This is a genomic window from Pseudomonas jilinensis (assembly GCF_003586265.1).
GTDB classification, from domain to species: domain Bacteria; phylum Pseudomonadota; class Gammaproteobacteria; order Pseudomonadales; family Pseudomonadaceae; genus Halopseudomonas; species Halopseudomonas phragmitis.
In genome coordinates this window covers 194,549-210,935 of the sequence record NZ_QJSA01000004.1, presented here as the reverse complement: position 1 = coordinate 210,935, position 16,387 = coordinate 194,549, and the positions used below count along the sequence as shown (strand labels likewise).

General features: G+C 60.0%; 15 protein-coding genes. 11 read left to right on the top strand and 4 right to left on the bottom strand.

Features of this window, described 5'->3' with window-relative positions; all coding sequences use genetic code 11:
• Positions 1-8: 8 nt before the first annotated feature.
• From C2846_RS06095 to C2846_RS06080, 4 genes are all read left to right on the top strand, one after another.
• Complete coding sequence (locus C2846_RS06095) at positions 9-413, top strand: SH3 domain-containing protein (protein ID WP_080050057.1); 405 nt, start codon at positions 9-11, stop codon at positions 411-413.
• On the top strand, positions 401-1,090 hold the full coding sequence (locus C2846_RS06090; RefSeq protein WP_080050056.1) for a response regulator: 690 nt from the start codon (positions 401-403) through the stop codon (positions 1,088-1,090). Before C2846_RS06095 ends, C2846_RS06090 begins: the two co-directional genes overlap by 13 nt.
• A gap of 209 nt (positions 1,091-1,299) precedes the next feature.
• A complete protein-coding gene (locus C2846_RS06085; RefSeq protein WP_119700965.1) occupies positions 1,300-1,650 on the top strand; it encodes a Spy/CpxP family protein refolding chaperone in 351 nt (116 codons plus the stop codon).
• Positions 1,651-1,661: 11 nt separating this feature from the next.
• A complete protein-coding gene (locus C2846_RS06080; protein WP_119700964.1) occupies positions 1,662-2,996 on the top strand; it encodes a sensor histidine kinase in 1,335 nt (444 codons plus the stop codon).
• Positions 2,997-3,161: 165 nt separating this feature from the next.
• On the opposite strand, the gene C2846_RS06075 is transcribed toward C2846_RS06080, so the two are convergent.
• Both C2846_RS06075 and C2846_RS06070 read right to left on the bottom strand, forming a co-directional pair.
• Positions 3,162-3,734 carry a nitroreductase family protein gene (locus C2846_RS06075; protein ID WP_119700963.1) on the bottom strand — a complete coding sequence of 191 codons (573 nt, stop codon included), beginning with the start codon at positions 3,732-3,734 and terminating at the stop codon, positions 3,162-3,164.
• Positions 3,734-4,780 carry an AraC family transcriptional regulator gene (locus tag C2846_RS06070; RefSeq protein ID WP_119700962.1) on the bottom strand — a complete coding sequence of 349 codons (1,047 nt, stop codon included), beginning with the start codon at positions 4,778-4,780 and terminating at the stop codon, positions 3,734-3,736. The genes C2846_RS06075 and C2846_RS06070 overlap by 1 nt, the downstream gene beginning before the upstream one ends.
• 185 nt (positions 4,781-4,965) lie before the next feature.
• On the opposite strand from C2846_RS06070, the gene C2846_RS06065 reads away from it, so the two are divergent.
• The 3 genes from C2846_RS06065 (at position 4,966) to C2846_RS06055 (ending at position 7,487) form a co-directional block, all read left to right on the top strand.
• Positions 4,966-5,301 (top strand): Mpo1-like protein, encoded by a 336-nt coding sequence (locus C2846_RS06065; protein ID WP_080050051.1) that lies wholly within the window; start codon positions 4,966-4,968, stop codon positions 5,299-5,301.
• 94 nt (positions 5,302-5,395) lie between these two features.
• On the top strand, positions 5,396-5,977 hold the full coding sequence (locus C2846_RS06060; protein ID WP_119700961.1) for an HD domain-containing protein: 582 nt from the start codon (positions 5,396-5,398) through the stop codon (positions 5,975-5,977).
• Positions 5,978-6,110: 133 nt separating this feature from the next.
• A complete protein-coding gene (locus tag C2846_RS06055) occupies positions 6,111-7,487 on the top strand; it encodes an adenylate/guanylate cyclase domain-containing protein (RefSeq protein WP_119700960.1) in 1,377 nt (458 codons plus the stop codon).
• On the opposite strand, the gene C2846_RS06050 is transcribed toward C2846_RS06055, so the two are convergent.
• Positions 7,480-8,295 carry a UDP-2,3-diacylglucosamine diphosphatase gene (locus C2846_RS06050; protein ID WP_080050048.1) on the bottom strand — a complete coding sequence of 272 codons (816 nt, stop codon included), beginning with the start codon at positions 8,293-8,295 and terminating at the stop codon, positions 7,480-7,482. The two genes, C2846_RS06055 and C2846_RS06050, sit on opposite strands and share 8 nt — an antisense overlap.
• Positions 8,296-8,454: 159 nt before the next feature.
• Here C2846_RS06050 and C2846_RS06045 point away from each other — a divergent pair, with 159 nt between their 5' ends.
• Entirely contained in the window at positions 8,455-10,638 is a 2,184-nt protein-coding gene (locus C2846_RS06045) for a patatin-like phospholipase family protein (protein WP_119700959.1), read from the top strand.
• A gap of 28 nt (positions 10,639-10,666) precedes the next feature.
• On the opposite strand, the gene recQ is transcribed toward C2846_RS06045, so the two are convergent.
• A complete protein-coding gene (recQ, locus tag C2846_RS06040) occupies positions 10,667-12,805 on the bottom strand; it encodes a DNA helicase RecQ (protein ID WP_080050046.1) in 2,139 nt (712 codons plus the stop codon).
• 165 nt (positions 12,806-12,970) lie between these two features.
• Here recQ and C2846_RS06035 point away from each other — a divergent pair, with 165 nt between their 5' ends.
• From C2846_RS06035 to C2846_RS06025, 3 genes are all read left to right on the top strand, one after another.
• Entirely contained in the window at positions 12,971-13,558 is a 588-nt protein-coding gene (locus C2846_RS06035) for a YecA/YgfB family protein (protein ID WP_080050045.1), read from the top strand.
• A 234-nt stretch (positions 13,559-13,792) separates the two neighbouring features.
• Positions 13,793-14,422: a cysteine protease LapG gene (lapG, locus tag C2846_RS06030; RefSeq protein WP_338067858.1), complete on the top strand. Its 630-nt coding sequence runs from the start codon at positions 13,793-13,795 to the stop codon at positions 14,420-14,422.
• Positions 14,423-14,438: 16 nt separating this feature from the next.
• Positions 14,439-16,385 carry an EAL domain-containing protein gene (locus C2846_RS06025; RefSeq protein ID WP_119700958.1) on the top strand — a complete coding sequence of 649 codons (1,947 nt, stop codon included), beginning with the start codon at positions 14,439-14,441 and terminating at the stop codon, positions 16,383-16,385.
• Positions 16,386-16,387 lie beyond the last annotated feature (2 nt).

Sequence of the window (16,387 nt, the reverse complement as noted above, 5' to 3'; positions counted from 1 at the left end):
GTTCAGCGATGCCCCGATTGATGATTGCGCTGCTGTGCGGCACGGCCCTGCTTTGCATCCAGGCGATAGCTGACGAGAGTGCAACCCAGCCAGAGTCGCCACCAAGCGCCAACGCACAAGATGTCGGCGTACTCCAGGCCGAACTGGCCCGGGTTGAGGCCGAACGTCAGCAACTGGCAGAACAACTGGCCGGTGGAAACGACTCCAACCTTGAACTACAGCGTTTGCGCGAAGAAAACCAAAACCTGCGTGCTCGGCAACTGGATGCGGAACTTGGCGCCCGTGCCAGGCTCGAAGAGCAACGTCAACAATGGTTCATTATTGGCGGAGCCACCGTGGCCGGCAGTTTACTGCTGGGCTTCCTGCTTGCCAGGATCGGTGGCCGCCGTAAACGTAGCGAATGGCTGAATTGAATTCACACCCGATATTGATGATCGATGACGACCAGGAGCTCTGTGAGCTCCTGGGCGACTGGCTGGCAGTTGAAGGCTTCAGCCTGACCGTACGCCACGATGGCGAAAGCGGACTTGAGGCACTGCGTGCCGAACCGTTCGAGGCGGTAATCCTCGACGTCATGATGCCCGGCATGAATGGTCTGGATGTTTTGCGCGCGTTGCGCCAGGAATTCCAGACCCCGCTACTTATGCTCAGCGCCCGAGGCGAACCGGTGGATCGGATTCTTGGCCTGGAACTGGGTGCCGATGACTACCTGGCCAAACCCTGCGACCCCCGCGAGCTGGTCGCCAGACTACGCGCGCTGCTGCGCCGCAGCCAAAACACCAGCACAGGACACCAACCACTGCAAGCCGGCGATATTCGCCTGGACCCGGACAGCCTGTTGGCCTGGCAGGGCGAACAACCACTGCCGCTGACCCAGACCGAAGCACTGATCCTGCGCTGCCTGCTGAATAACCACGGCCAACTGGTCGACCGCCAGTCACTGTCACGCGAAGCGTTAGGCAAACCCCTTGGCCCCTACGACCGCAGCCTGGACATGCACATGAGCAACCTGCGGCGCAAACTGGGCAACCATCCCGACGGCCGTAGCCGTATCCAGTCGATCCGTGGTCGCGGCTATCTTTACAGCTAATGACATACTTTGGGCAACACTGATTAATTGCACGCAAGCCCGGCAGCCCGGTTGGCGCCGGAAAAGATTTAATCAGTGTTTCCTTTGCACAGGCTCATTAAGCTTTACACTGCCTTTACCAAAGGATAGCCCTGCTTGACATGGCGATCTCTACACTCTGCAGTCAATGGCCGGACAAGCCGGCCAGCCCTGAACCAGGAGTAGAGATTATGAAGAAAGCCCTGATCGCCGGTCTGCTGGCACTGTCTACGGGTATCGCCACCGTCGCTTTCGCTGCATCGGGAGATGCCGAACCCCGCCATGAGCGCCATATGGAACGTATGGCCAAAGCTCTGGAACTAACGGCAGAGCAACAGGAGCAACTGCGAGGCATTCATGCCGAGCAACGGGAAAAACACAAAGCCCTGCGCGAAGAAAGCATCAGCCGCGTCGATGCCGTGCTGACCGATGAGCAACGCGCCAAAATGGCCGAACTGCGCGAAAAACGGCAAGAACGTATGCAGGAGCGTCGCTCCCATCGGGATGGCGATCGCCCGCGCAAACACCAACACAGAAGCTAAGGTAAACGTATATGCGGCTGTTCTGGAAAGTCTTTGCGGTACTCTGGCTGGCAACCCTGCTGGTCGGTGGATCGGGCTTTCTGGTCAGCCGCACCCTTCAACAGGACTGGCTGCTACTGCAGTTCCATCCACAGCTACGGGACTTCGCCGAACAGTTGGTCGAGCATTACGAACAGCGCGGCCCACGTGCCGCCCAGAGCTGGCTGGAACAACAACGCCGGGAATACCGGCTACGGGCCAATCTGTATGACGCCAGTGGGCAACTGCTGCTGCCTGGCACCTTGCCCACCTCCCCGCGATTTTCCGATCCCCGAGGCGAGCCAGGCAGCGAAACCCCTCGTTACGGACGCCTGTTTCAACTGGTCTGGGATTCACCCGACAGCACCTATCAATTGACTCTGCATGTCCCCAGCCCCGAGCTGTTCCGCTGGCAACGCACACCACTGGCGCTAATCGCCAATGTTCTATTGGCCATGACCGTACTGGCGCTGCTGAGCCTACTGCTCAGCCGCTACCTGACCGCACCACTGGCCAAACTCGGCCAGGCTGCCCAAGCCTTGGCCAAGGGTAACTTCGACGCAGCCAAGCTTCAGGATCTGGGCCAACGCCAGGATGAGTTCGGTGAATTGTCCAGACAGTTCGAGAGCATGGGTAACCGGGTACAGAGCCTGCTGGACAGCCAGCGCCAGTTGATGCGCGACATCTCCCACGAATTGCGCTCACCACTGGCCCGACTGCGGATCGGTCTGGCATTGGGCAGCAAACAGCAATTATCCGAGGACGACCCTCTCTGGGTTCGGCTTGACCGCGAATGCAGTCGGCTGGATGCCCTGATTGACGACATCCTGACCCTGAGCCGGCTGGATACCCAGGATCAGCCACGCCAGCCCTTCGAGCTCGACAGCCTGGTAGCCCGCGTGCTCGATGACGCCCAGTTTGCCGCCGAAGATTGTGAACTGGTGCTTGAGGGCCAGACCCAGGCCACCCTGCAAGGCTGGCCAGAACAACTCTACAGCGCCCTGGACAACCTGCTGCGCAATGCCCAGCGCTTCAGCCCGACTCAAGGATTGATCCGGGTCCGCTTGTCACGTCTGGGCCAGAACTGCCTGATTGAAGTCGACGATCAAGGCCCCGGAGTACCGCAAGACTGGCTAAGCCAGCTTGGCGAGCCCTTTGTCCGGCTACCCGGCCAGGCCACCGACAGCGGCCATGGACTGGGGCTGGCGATTGCCCGTCGGGCGGTGGAGCGCCATCAGGGCCAACTGAGCTTCGCTGCCAGCGATCTTGGCGGCCTGAAGGCGCGCATTACCTTGAAATTGGCAGCCCAGGACTATTACACCTCCTGAGTTCTAGGGAAACACTGATTAATTGCACACAAGCTCAGCAGCCCGGTTGGCGCTGACCTGTGCTGGACCGTTAGATGCCAAGGATGGCATCTAAGAGCGTACAGGGATGTATTTACAGCGTGTCCAGAACAGGTCAGCGACAATTGGGCCAGCACCGAAACTGATTTAATCAGTGTTTCCCCGCCCCCAAGTCTGGAAATAATCCTCGACCGCCAACTCCGGCAGAGCCTTGCGCGCCCCAAGCGGCTGGCCCAGATACAGAAAAGCGATGATCCGTTCGTTGTCGGCCACACCCAGCCCCTCACGCACCACCGAGTGATAGGCAAGCTCGCCGGTGCGCCAGACCGCGCCCAGCCCCAGCGCATGGGCAGCCAGCAGCATATTGCCAACCGCCACGCCACAGGCCAGATCCTGTTCGATTTCAGGAACCTTGGGGTGCGCCTGATGGCAACTGATGGCAATCACCATCATCGGTGCCCGCAGTGGCAAACCCTGATAGCGGGCCAGAGTTTCCGCCGTGATATCGGCGCAGTCACTCAAGGCCGCCCGACCGAACAACTCTCCCAGCCGCTCCAGCCCGTCGCCCTCCACTACCAGAAAACGCCAGGGTCGCAGATAGGCATGATCCGGCGCCCGCAAGGCCGCCCGGAATAATGCTTCGCGCTGGACCAGGGTCGGGGCTGGCCCCGTCAGGCGGGGAACAGAAACCCGTTCATGCAGCGCTTTGAGCGCATCCATCATCGATCCTCTTCGTTATTCACCATTGGCCGACGAGCCAATTGCTGTTCACGATACTGCCCGGGAGGCATGCCGAACCAGCGCTTGAAGGCCCGAAAAAAATTGCTCGGGTCGGCAAAACCGAGCAAATAGGCGATCTCCAGCAAGGTCAGTTGTCGCTGCCCCAGATACTGCAACGCCAACTCACGCCGGGTTTCATCAAGCAGCGCTTGATAGCTGGTGTTTTCGTCCTGCAGGCGCCGCTGCAAGGTTCTGGTGCTCATGCGCAGCGCACTGGCCACTGCCTCGCGCTTGGGCTCGCCCTGCGGCAACAGACGACACAGTACCTGACGGGCCTGATGAGTCACCCTGTCACGTTCGAACCGCATCAGGTAGTCGGCGGCCAACTGATCGTGTAACTGAGCCAGGGTTTCATTGCCGGTGGCCAACGGCTCTTCCATCATGCTCCGGGAGAAACTCAGGCTGTAGCTCGGCGCACCAAACACCAGTGGGCAACCGAACAAAGCCTGATAGGCGCTCAGCTCGGCTGGCGCCGGATAGGCAAAATGAGCCTCCAGGGGCATCAACACACGGCCGGTCATCCAGCGGCAGAAAGCCAGGGCATAAGCCATCGCCGCATCATGGCTCTGGGCTGGCGCTGGCAAGCGATCACCATGAATCGACATGACCAGCCGATAACAGTCCGGATGTACCTCCAGCGCCAGATCAGCCGCCTCACCGATCAGCCGCTGATAACGCACAATGCGGGCAAAGCCATCCTTTAAGGTACGGCTCGACATCAGGGCAAAGCCCACTACATTGAAATGTGCAGGACGAATCACCTGGGCCATGTTCAAACCAATGGCCGGGTCCCCCGAGCGCTCGACCGCCAATTGCCAGAGCCGGGTCATTTGATCCTGGGCAATGCGGGCATCAGGGTCGTTCAGCAGTCCAGGATCAACGCCCAGCTCGACAAACAACGCTCGGCCATCAAGACCACTCAGCTCCAGCGCCTGGACAATCGCCAGCGCCCAACTGGATGATGTGGTGCGTTCAGAATGCGGCATAGCTCTCTCGCAGCCAGGAGTCGTGCCCCTGAAGCCTGTTGTTATGGTCAATATGTAAAAGGCACGATCATAGAACAAACCGGCCAAGGGTAAAAACCGTCTACGCCACAGCTTTGGCCACCCAGGTCATGCCGGGCACCAGGGGAGCTACACTATAGTGACGGGAAAAGCCTGGAGAAACCGCCATGTCAGCACCCACGTCCCAAAACGCCAACGACACTCCGGTATTCAAGTCATTTGCCGAGTTCTACCCTTACTACCTCAGCGAACACAGCAATGACACCTGCCGCCGCCTGCACTATGTCGGCAGTTGTCTGGTACTGCTGATTCTGGCCTACGCCCTGCTTAGCCAAAACTGGTGGTGGTTGCTGGCCTTGCCGGTAGCCGGCTACGGCTTCGCCTGGGTTGGTCACTTCCTGTTCGAGAAGAACAAGCCGGCCACGTTCAAGTACCCACTGTACAGCTTCATTGGCGACTGGGTCATGCTGCGTGATGCCTTTACCGGGCGGATTCGTTTCTAGGGCTCTTGTGCCGACTGTCGGGGACGCGACAGTCCCCACCCAGGTTAGCGATTACCCTGCCTCGACAAACCAAGAACAACCGAGGAGAACCGTGATGGGCGAACAACGCGCCAGCTTCCGTGCCATGCAGGAAGGAACCGCCGAAGACTGGAATATCATTTCCGGCCACTTCCGTCCCTTCGCCAAGGAATTGCCAGAGCGTATTCTGGCCCACCTTAAACTGCTCGACGGCGACTTCGGGGGCTTCCCGATCGATCGCCTGCAGCACTCACTGCAAACTGCCACACGTGCCCACCGCGACGGTCGTGACGAGGAATACGTGGTCTGCGCCCTGCTTCACGATATTGGCGACACCCTGGGCTCGTATAACCACCCTGACATTGCCGCCGCCATTCTCAAGCCCTTCGTCTCACCGGAAAACCTGTGGATGGTGGAAAAGCACGGCGTCTTCCAGGGCTATTACTTTTTCCATCACCTGGGCATGGATCGCCATCTGCGCGACCAGTTCAAGGATCACCCGCTGTACGCCTACACCGCCGAGTTCTGCGCCAAGTACGATGCCCCGGCGTTTGATCCAGACTACCCGAACGAGCCACTGGAGTTTTTCGAACCCATGCTGCGCCGGGTGTTCGCCGCTCCACGCAACTCGATGTACGCCAAAGCTCAGGAGGCCTGAGAAGCTCCGAGCAAACCGAATCAGCGGCCCAGTGTTCCCCTGGGCCGTCTTGCATATTATGATCGGCCCGGTCAGTCCGAGCAGCCGGCCCCACGCCGCTGCGGACTCCGGACCTATCTGATCAGGGAACTGCATGAGCATCGAGCCCCGTATGCAACAGGCCAAGCCGCCTGTGGAAGGCTACCATTCGCGGATGATCGCTTACCTGTGCGTCGCCATCAGCTTCGCGGCCATGGGCTACCAGCAGGGCTATGACCTGGTTTACCTGGGCATTATTGGCTATGCCCTGCTCTACCCACTGATTATTCGCCTGATCGGCCCGCGCCTGGTTCACTCGCGCCCAAACCAGCGCCTGGGTCTGCTGGCCATCGATGCTCTGCACGTTGGCGTATTCATCACCCTGGCCCAGTTCAATCTGGTGCCCAGCCTGATGTTTCTGCTACTGATCAGCTTTGCCTGCCTGATTAGCGGAGGCCCGTTCTATCTGTTGAGTGCCTGGCTGCTGGTACTGATCGGACTGGTTGCCAGCGCCCTGCTACTGATGCCTGAACCGATGCTGCACAGCAGCCTGCTGGTATCGCTGGCCAGCCTGCTCAGTGGCGGCCTGTTCATCGGCCTGATCGCCACCTTCGTCTACCGCCAGAGCAACAGCCTGGAGCAGGCTCAGCGCGCCATCAGGGTCGAGCAGGAAAAGACCGCCCGGCTAGCCACCAATCTGTCCAAATACCTGTCACCGCAGGTCTGGGAGTCTATTTTCTCCGGCAAGCGCAGTGTCACCCTAGAGACCCGACGCAAGAAGCTCACGGTATTCTTTTCCGACATTCGCGGTTTTACCGAGCTGGCCGAGGAGATGGAAGCTGAAGCCCTGACCGACCTGCTCAATAACTATCTCAACGAAATGGCGCGCATCGCCCTGCAATATGGCGGGACCATCGACAAGTTCATCGGCGATTGCGTGATGGTGTTCTTTGGCGACCCGCTCACCCAGGGAGCCAAGCAGGACGCCGAGGCGGCGGTATCCATGGCCATTGCCATGCGCAAACATATGAAGGTACTGCGCCAGCAATGGCGCAGCCAGGGCATCACTCGTCCGCTGGAAATCCGCATGGGCCTGAGCACCGGTTATTGCACGGTCGGCAACTTCGGCGCCCACAGCCGCATGGACTACACCATCATCGGCCGCGAGGTTAATCTGGCCAGTCGCCTGGAAAGCGCCGCCGAGGCGGGTGAAATCCTGATTTCCCACGAGACCTACTCCCTGATCAAGGACACCATCATGTGCCGCGACAAGGGGCAAATCGGAGTCAAGGGCTTTTCCAAGCCAGTGCAGATCTACGAAGTGGTCGGTCTACGGCGCGACCTGGGTGCCGCGCCCAGCTTTGTCGAGCATGAGAAACCGGGCTTCTCGATGTACCTGGACACCAGCCACATCCGCAATTATGACAAGGACGATATTGTCGAGGCTCTGGAGCAGGCTGCTCGCAAGCTGCGCGACAAGGTAATTATTTAGCGACCGCTTCACCCTCGACCATCTGCAACTCAGGCTGGCTGGCTGTTTCGTGCCACTGGTACAGCTCGATCCGTCCATCCCAGTGCTCGATCAACGCGGTGCAGGATTCCACCCAGTCGCCACAGTTGTGATAGTCGATGCCGCTGACCTCACGAATCTCGGCGTGATGAATATGCCCGCAAACCACACCCTGGTAGCCACGTTTGACGCACTCGTGGGCCAGCGCATCTTCGAAGTCGCTGATAAAGTTGACGGCCTTTTTGACCCGCTGCTTGAGGTAGGCCGATAACGACCAGTAACCGTAACCGAACCGGCTGCGCCAATGGTTGAACCAGCGGTTGAGTACCAGACTGAACTCGTAGGCATGATCGCCCAGAAACGCCAGCCAGCGGTGGCAGCGAGTGATGACATCAAACTGATCGCCATGAATGACCAGCAGGCGCCGACCATCGGCTGTAACATGCTCAGCCTCGTCCACCAGCTCGATATTGCCCAGCATAAGCACCGAGTAACGGCGCAAGAACTCGTCATGGTTGCCGGTGACATAGGTGACCCGTGTTCCCCGCTTGCTCATGGTCAGCACCCGACGCACCACATTGGTGTGGCTCTGCGGCCAGTAGACGCCCTTGCGTAACCGCCAGCCATCGATGATATCGCCGACCAGATAAAGCTGGTCACAGTCGTAGCGTTTGAGAAAAGCCGTCAGCTTGTCGGCCTGACAGCCGCGGGTACCCAGATGCAAGTCGGATATCCACAGGGTGCGAACCCGCTGTTTGGCGCCGGGGCGCCGGGTTTCTACCTGGGTCATGAGGACTCTCCTCTTCAGCCTGAGTCCAAGCTAACCCCGCCTGGTGACAGCAACATGGCGAAAACATGACCGCCCAGTGACAAGGATCTGCACATGCCGCGGCTCCCAGCCTCGTATACAATAGCTGGATTTGTCGTCCGCCCATCTCAGGCTTGCATCATGTTCAAACGCCTTGTTTTCGTTCTGCTGGTTGTCCTGACGCCGCTACTGCAGGCGCAGGCAGATCAATTGCGCACTGGTCTGGTACTGTCGGGCGGCGGCGCCCGCGGCCTGGCCCACATTGGCGTCCTCAAACAGATCGAGGAACTCAACATTCCCATTCATGCGATCGCCGGCACCAGCATGGGTGCGGTGATTGGCGGTCTGTACGCCGCCGGCTACAGTGCCGATGAGCTGCAGGCCATAGCGCTGGAACTGGACTGGGTGAACACCCTCAGCGACAATCCCATGCGCGAGGACATTCCCTACCGGCGCAAACAGGATGACCGCGATTTCCTGGTCAAGCAGCGCCTGACCTTCGACCGTGGCCGTTTGGGTCTGCCTCTGGGCCTGCTGCAGGGCCAAAACCTGACCCTGGCTCTGGAGACCCTGCTGGTTCACACCAACGATGTCGAAAACTTCGACCGTTTGCCAATTCCGTTCCGGGCAGTAGCTACCGATATCGCCACCGGTGAGGCCGTGGTATTCGACCAGGGCCATCTGCCCCAGGCTATTCGCGCCAGTATCGCCCTGCCCGGCTTTTTCTCGCCGGTCAAGATCGGTGACCGGCTACTGGTCGATGGGGTGCTGAGCAAGAACGTGCCCGTGGATGTTGCCCGCAGCATGGGTGTTGACCGGGTAATCGTGGTCGACATCGGCACCCCGCTCAAATCCGCCAGCGATCTCAACTCGATCCTCGACATCATGGATCAGACCACCACTCTGCTGACCCGGGCCAATACCGAGAAACAGCTGGCGACCCTCGGCCCCAATGATCTTCTGTTGCAGCCAGCGCTGGGCGATATGGGCTTTAGCAGCTTCTCCGAAATTGCCGAAGCGATTGCCGCCGGCGAGCAGAGTCTCAGAGACAGCAACGGTCAAACCCTACTGGCACTGCGTTCTCAGGCTGAGCCAGGCGGTAATCTGGCCAGCACTCGCCCGGTCCGTACCCCAGTGATCGATGAAATTCGCATTATCAACAGTGGCAAGGTGTCCGATCAGGTCGTACGCAACCTGTTGCGCCAGAAAATTGGCGAGCCGCTCAATATCGAGCGACTGGAAAAGGACATGGGCACCATCTACGGCACCGACTATTTCAGCCGGGTCAATTATGAGATCGTCAACGAAGATGAGCGCAATGTTCTTTTGGTGCGCACCAGCGGCCGGGAAACCGGGACCGACTATCTGCGCCTGGGCCTCAACCTGGTCGATGATTTCCGTGGCGGCAGCTATTTCAATATCGGTGCCAGTTACCGGGTCAACGGCGTCAACCCCCTGGGCGCCGAATGGCTGACTCGCCTGCAAATCGGCCAGCACCAGCTCGTTTACAGCGAGTTTTACCAGCCCCTGGATTTTGGCTCACGCTATTTCGTTGCGCCCTTTATCGATGTCGAATCGCAGAACGTCGAAGTCATCATCGACAACGATCCGGTCGTCGACTACCGGCAGCTACGCTACGGCGGCGGTATCAATCTGGGCCGACAAATCGCCAACAACGGCGAGGTACGTTTCGGCCTGTCACGCTACTGGGGCGAATCGAAGGTCCGGGTTGGCGACCCCGACTCCCCGTCCTTCAGTTTCGAGGAAGCGTTCTACACCCTGCAGCTTGAGCGCGACACGCTGGACAACGTCAACTTCCCGCGCGCGGGTGACGAGGGCAAACTGGTCTGGCGTCTGTCAGAACCGGATCTGGGAGCCAACGAGCGTTACCGCCAGGCCGAGTTCAAGTACAACCGGGTGTTCAGTCTCGGAGCCAACACCTGGCAACTGGGCGCCTTCCTTGGCCGTACCGACAGCAAGGTCGATGTGGCCCAGAGCAGCTTCCTGCTCGGCGGCATCGGCAGGTTTTCCGGTTTCCGCCAGAATGGCCTGGCCGGTCAGAACTACAATATGGGTCGGGTAATCTACTACCGGCAACTGAACCCGGGCAATTTCCTGCCGGTCAGTCTGCCGCTCTATCTGGGCGGAAGCTTCGAGTACGGGCGGGTTTACAACAAGGACGACGATGGCTTCGACACCGGTTATATGGGTGCCGGCAGCCTGATGGTTGGCATGGACACCCTGCTCGGCCCGCTGTTCCTCGGTTTTGGCGCCAACCAGGAGGGTGAGCGGGCGCTGTACATGAATCTGGGGCAGACCTTCTGACGATAGTTCTGGCGCCCTGGCAAGAGCCTCAGGCGCCAGAAATCTCCAGCTCCAGAGCAGCCCGGATACAGTGCAGAATGCCTTCGTCCACCGGCTCATCCAGTTGCCGGGCCAAGGTCCGCACTCCAGGCAGCTCATCGCCGCCATCATTGAGAAAGGCATCCTGCAAGCGTTCGATTTGCTCGGCCGGCAGATCGAGCACCTGCTCCAACGCCAACTGCCCCAGACTGATCGCCTGCGCCAACTGCATCCAGACCTGCTTGACCGGCTGGCCGAGCTGGTGCGCAATCTGCTCCGCCCCCATTCCGGCCAAGGCCAGTGCTACAGCCTCGCGAGCGCTGCCCTGGGCACTCTCAGCCGCCGGATCACGGCCTTGCCCCTCAAGCAATACCTGCAAAAATTCGGCCCCGTAACGCTCCAGCTTATGGGCACCCACCCCGCTGACCAGCGCCATATCCTGCAGCGTCGCAGGCCGTTGACGCAGCATATCGACCAGGGTTGAGTCCGGGAAAATCACATAAGGCGGCACGCTGTGGGCCTCAGCCAGGCGCTTGCGCAACGCCCGCAGTCGCTCCCACAGCTCCCGATCGGCGTCGGCGATCACCGGGCGATCGCTGCTGCGGCCCGGCAACGGTGCCGAGCGACTGGGATCGCGACGCAACGCCAGCCCCTGTTCACCGCGCAGCAAAGGACGACAGCTATCGTTCAGACGCAGCCCGCCATATCCATCCAGATCGATATCCATCAGGCCGCGGGCAATCAACTGGCGAAAAACCGAGCGCCAGTCTGCCTCGCTAAGCTGCTTGCCAATCCCGTATGTAGACAGATGCTGATGACCGGCGCTGCGAATCTTGTCGTTGTCGCGTCCCAGCAAAATATCGATAAGATGCCCAACGCCATAACGCTGGCCGCTGCGGTAGGCCGTCGACAGTGCCATGCGCGCCGCCTCGCTGCCATCCCAGGTGCTTACCGGCTCCAGGCAGTTATCACAATGACCGCAAGGCTCGGCCAGCGTTTCGTCGAAATAGCCCAGCAAGGTCTGGCGCCGGCAACTGGTCAACTCGCATAGAGCCAGCATGGCATCCAGCTTGTGCCGCTCAATGCGCTTGTGCCGCTCATCACCTTCGGAGTTGGCCATGATCTGGTTGAGCATCAGAACATCCTGCAACCCATAGGCCATCCAGGCATCGGCCGGCAAGCCATCCCGACCCGCCCGGCCGGTTTCCTGGTAATAGGCCTCGACGCTCTTGGGCAGGTCCAGATGGGCAACAAAGCGCACATTGGACTTGTCGATTCCCATACCGAAGGCAATGGTAGCGACCATGATCAGCCCTTCCTCGTTGAGAAAGCGCTTCTGGTGATAGCTGCGCAGCTCCGCCGAGAGCCCGGCGTGATAGGGCAAAGCCGGCCAGCCCTGTTCACTGAGCCACTGGGCAGTGTCTTCGACCTTCTTGCGCGACATGCAATAGACAATGCCGGCATTGCCCCGGTGCTGGGCCAGGAACTGCTGCAACTGCTGGCGAGGCCGGTCCTTGGGTACGATCCGGTAGAAGATGTTCGGCCGGTCGAAACCGGATACGAAGCAGCGCGCCTGCTCCAGCTTCAAACGCTGGATCATTTCCTGACGGGTACGCTCATCGGCAGTAGCGGTCAGGGCAATGCGCGGCACCCCGGGGAACTGCTCGGCCAAGACTCCGAGCTGCAGGTATTCCGGGCGAAAATCGTGCCCCCATTGGGACACGCAGTGGGCCTCGTCAATCGCAAACAGGGCGATCTCCAGGCTCTGCAGAAAGGCCAGAGTTCGGGGCTTGACCAAGCGCTCAGGAGCCAAATAGAGAAACTCCAGCTCGCCGCGGCGCATGCTATCGGCAATCTCACGCTGAGCCTGCTCATCCAGGGTTGAATTCAAGGCTGCCGCTCGCAGGCCCAGCTCGTTGAGCGTGGCGACCTGATCGTCCATCAGCGCGATCAACGGCGACACCACGACTGTCAGCCCTGAACGCAACAGGCCGGGGATCTGGTAGCACAGCGATTTACCGCCACCGGTCGGCATCAACACCAGGGCATCGCCACCTTGGGCTACCTGATCGATAATATCGCTCTGCTGGCCACGGAACTGACTGTAGCCAAATACCTCCCGCAGCCGTTGTAACGCTTGCTCGCGCATGCTTCCCCTTGGTCAATAGCCCCTGAGCGGGCTCGGCGGTCGAAAGCCGACGATTATACCAGCCTTGCACAGCCATATAGTCAATGTTGACGGGACGCACTCAGCCTTTGGCAATTGCGCCGGCCATGCGTACAATGCCTGAATCATCGACCACGAGGTGTTCCCATGTCCTTTGCTGCCAAACTTGAACGCCTGCAACAGTTCCTCGACGCCGACGACCTGCATGACGAGGCGCTGGACTATCTTGCCGGGCATGGCTACCTGACCGCGCTGTGCATCAGCCCGGTCGAAGTTCCGGAAGACGAGTGGATCGCCGAACTGTTCGCTGAAGAGCCGAATTATCAGGACGATCAGGAGCAGGCCGACATCGAGGGGACTCTGGTCGAACTCAAGGCTCGCATCGCCCGGGAACTGGCCAGCGACGAGGATATCGAACTGCCTTGTGAACTGAGTCTGGGTGACGAGCCGGATGAGTCCGATTTGCGTAGCTGGTGTATCGGCTTCATGGAAGGCGTCTTCCTGCGCGAAGAAGACTGGTTCGACAATGAAGAAGAAGCGGTCAGCGAACTGCTGCTACCGGTCATGGTCGGCTCCGGTCTGTTCGAGGATCAGCCCGAGTTCGCCGAGATCGCCCGTGACCAGGAAATGGTCGAGGACATGCTGGCCCATATTCCGGAAGTCCTGACTCAACTGTTCCTGCTGTTCCACGCCCCGGAAGACAAGCCCAAGCCCGCCTTGCTGTCACGCCATTGAACCGCCGGCACCGGTCAGACCGGTGCCATCATTATGCAAGGACGGCATCCCTTGCCTACACTGTGGTCATCGGACTCAGGGAACCGCTGAAAACGCGTCATGGATTGCCACGGGCCTACGGCCCTCGCAATGACGAAAGCAACCCTGTTCAGAGTTTGCCTAGCGCTCCCGACCGAGTGAGAGCCCGCCACAGTGAAAGTTCGCCCCAGGTTCTGGCCCATTGTTCTGACCTGCCTGATGCTGGTATCACTGGCTGGCTACGGCTGGGACTTTTCCCGAATCATCACCCGTGCCGAGCAGCGTTATAGCCTGGATATGCAGGCCCGCTGGCGCCTGCAGGAATGGCAGGCGCTGCTTGAAAATCCGGGCAATGGCGACACCCAAAGCCTGCTGAACACCGTCAACCGCTTTTTTAACCAGCGCCTGCGTTTTGCCGACGACATCGACATCTGGGGCGAGATTGACTATTGGGCCACCCCGGTCGAATCGCTGGTCAAAGGCGCCGGTGACTGCGAAGACTACGCCATCGCCAAGTATTTCAGCCTGCGCCGACTGGGCATTCCCAATGATCATCTGCGTCTGACCTACGTCAAGGCTGTGGAGCTGAATCAGGCCCACATGGTACTGACCTATTACCGGACACCGGACAGCGAGCCGCTGGTACTGGACAACCTGATTGACGAGATCCGTCCTGCCTCGCAGCGCCCAGACCTGATCCCGGTTTACAGCTTCAACGCCGAAGGGCTCTGGCTTGCCAGCGCCGGCGGCAGTACCCAAACCGGCTCAGCCAAGCAGTTGTCACGCTGGCAGGACCTGTTGCGGAAAATGCGTGACGAAGGTTTCACCGAGTTCACGGCACCATGAGGATGAGGAGTACACCATGTCGTTGGTAAAACAGCTTCTCCTGGCCATCTGCCTGTTCCTGCTGATAGCGTTCAGCGGGAGTTTTCTGGTCAGTGTGGAAAACTCCCGAGATCAGCTCCAGACTCAGCTACGCTCGCACGCCCAGGACGCGGCCACGGCCCTCGGGCTATCGCTGACGCCCCATGTCGAAGATCCAGCCATGATTGAGCTGATGGTCAGCTCGATCTTTGATAGCGGCTATTTCGCCAGCATCCGGGTAGTCGCTATTGCCGACGGCCAGGTGCTGGTCGAGCGCACCCGCAGCCTCGACGAAACCCGCGCACCTGGCTGGTTCGTACGACTGGTCAACCTAGAGGCCCAGGGCGGCGATGCGCTGATCATGCGCGGCTGGCAACAGTTCGCCCGGGTCGAGGTGTTGAGCCACCCGCAGTTCGCCCTTAACCGGTTGTGGGACAGTGCCTTGGGCACTCTCGGCTGGCTGCTGCTGTGTGGCGTGATTAGCGCCCTGCTCGGCGCCTTGCTGCTCAAACGCCAGTTGCGCCCGCTACTGGCCATGGCCGACCAGGCCGAAGCCATTACCCGGCGCGAATATCGCACCCTGCCCCGGGTGCCACGCACACCGGAACTGCGCCATGTGGTCCTGGCCATGAACCAGATGGTTGGCAAACTCAAGAATCTGTTCGAGCAGGAAGCGGCACAGACCGAGCTTTACCGTCGCCAGGCCTACCATGACAGCCTGACCGACCTGCCCAACCGACTGGCCTTTGAGCACGGCCTGCAGGCCGCGCTGACGCCAGGCGAAACGCCCGATGGCTTTCTTCTGGCGATGCGCCTGGGCAATCTCAACCAGCTCAATCAGACCCTGGGCGCCGCTCGTACCGATGCCATCCTCCAGGCCATGGCCGTCCCATTGCAAGCTATTCAGGCAGCCCATCCGACCTGGCTATGCTGCCGTTCACGCGGGGGAGAGTTTCTGGTGTTGGCTCCCGGCAGCCAGCTGGAAGACATTCAGGCGCTGGCCGGTCAACTGGCAACCCAGGCCAGCAGCCTGGAAGACCTGATCAGCCAGGTGGAGCATCAGCCGATAGCCTTGGGAATTGCCGGTTACCGGCCAGGCGATGGTAATGCCCAGGTACTGAGCCGTATGGATCAGGCGCTGGCCGAGTCCAGCACCGCAGGCGAGAGAATCAAACCGGGCTATCGCCCGGCTGATGCCGGGCAAATAGTCGATACCGCCCACGGCTGGCGTACCCTGCTCAGCGAGGCAATCGAGCAGCGCCGTTTCGTCCTGCATTTCCAACCAGCCATGGGCGGCCAGGACCAGACCCAGGTACTGCATCACAAGCTGCTGGTACGGCTCCCCGACGCCCAGGGCCAACTGATGAGTGCCGGGCAGTTCCTGCCCTGGATCGAACGTCTGGGGCTGGCAGGAGCCTTTGATCAGTGCATGCTGAGCATGGCTTTGGCGCATCTGGACAAACACCCTGGCGCCCTGGCCCTGAGCATCACCGCCGACACCCTGCATAATCCTGAGCAGCGGCAACGACTGAGCCAGCAACTGGACAAACACAACGGCGCCCATTATCTGACTCTGGAGATCGACGCTCGCTACCTGCAAAACAGCCAGGATGTCGGCAAGTTGGCAGCCGACCTCAAAGCCAGCGGCTGCCAACTGGCCCTGCAGCACTTTGGCCGCCAACTCAGTCTGATTGGTGAACTGGCTTTGATCGGGCTGGCCTATCTCAAGATCGAAAGCAGCTTTATTCGAGACCTGGACCAGGCCCCGGAAAAACATCTGTACCTGGAAGCCCTGGTCAAAACGGCACAACGGATTGATCTGCCGCTGATCGCCGAGCAGGTACAAACCAAAGGAGAGATTCAGGCCTTGATCAGCCTGGGAATCGAAGCCATGCAGGGACGGGCCCTGGCAGAGCCGGCAAGCTGGCAGGAGCAGGCTGGCTGAGC

Coding starts and splice junctions, on each gene's coding strand:
- C2846_RS06035 (WP_080050045.1), top strand. CDS start 12,971: ATGTCCTTTGCTGCCAAACTTGAACGCCTGCAACAGTTCCTCGACGCC.
- C2846_RS06075 (WP_119700963.1), bottom strand. CDS start 3,734: ATGGATGCGCTCAAAGCGCTGCATGAACGGGTTTCTGTTCCCCGCCTG.
- C2846_RS06060 (WP_119700961.1), top strand. CDS start 5,396: ATGGGCGAACAACGCGCCAGCTTCCGTGCCATGCAGGAAGGAACCGCC.
- C2846_RS06065 (WP_080050051.1), top strand. CDS start 4,966: ATGTCAGCACCCACGTCCCAAAACGCCAACGACACTCCGGTATTCAAG.
- C2846_RS06055 (WP_119700960.1), top strand. CDS start 6,111: ATGAGCATCGAGCCCCGTATGCAACAGGCCAAGCCGCCTGTGGAAGGC.
- C2846_RS06045 (WP_119700959.1), top strand. CDS start 8,455: ATGTTCAAACGCCTTGTTTTCGTTCTGCTGGTTGTCCTGACGCCGCTA.
- C2846_RS06080 (WP_119700964.1), top strand. CDS start 1,662: ATGCGGCTGTTCTGGAAAGTCTTTGCGGTACTCTGGCTGGCAACCCTG.
- C2846_RS06095 (WP_080050057.1), top strand. CDS start 9: ATGCCCCGATTGATGATTGCGCTGCTGTGCGGCACGGCCCTGCTTTGC.
- C2846_RS06025 (WP_119700958.1), top strand. CDS start 14,439: ATGTCGTTGGTAAAACAGCTTCTCCTGGCCATCTGCCTGTTCCTGCTG.
- C2846_RS06085 (WP_119700965.1), top strand. CDS start 1,300: ATGAAGAAAGCCCTGATCGCCGGTCTGCTGGCACTGTCTACGGGTATC.
- C2846_RS06090 (WP_080050056.1), top strand. CDS start 401: ATGGCTGAATTGAATTCACACCCGATATTGATGATCGATGACGACCAG.
- recQ (WP_080050046.1), bottom strand. CDS start 12,805: ATGCGCGAGCAAGCGTTACAACGGCTGCGGGAGGTATTTGGCTACAGT.
- C2846_RS06070 (WP_119700962.1), bottom strand. CDS start 4,780: ATGCCGCATTCTGAACGCACCACATCATCCAGTTGGGCGCTGGCGATT.
- C2846_RS06050 (WP_080050048.1), bottom strand. CDS start 8,295: ATGACCCAGGTAGAAACCCGGCGCCCCGGCGCCAAACAGCGGGTTCGC.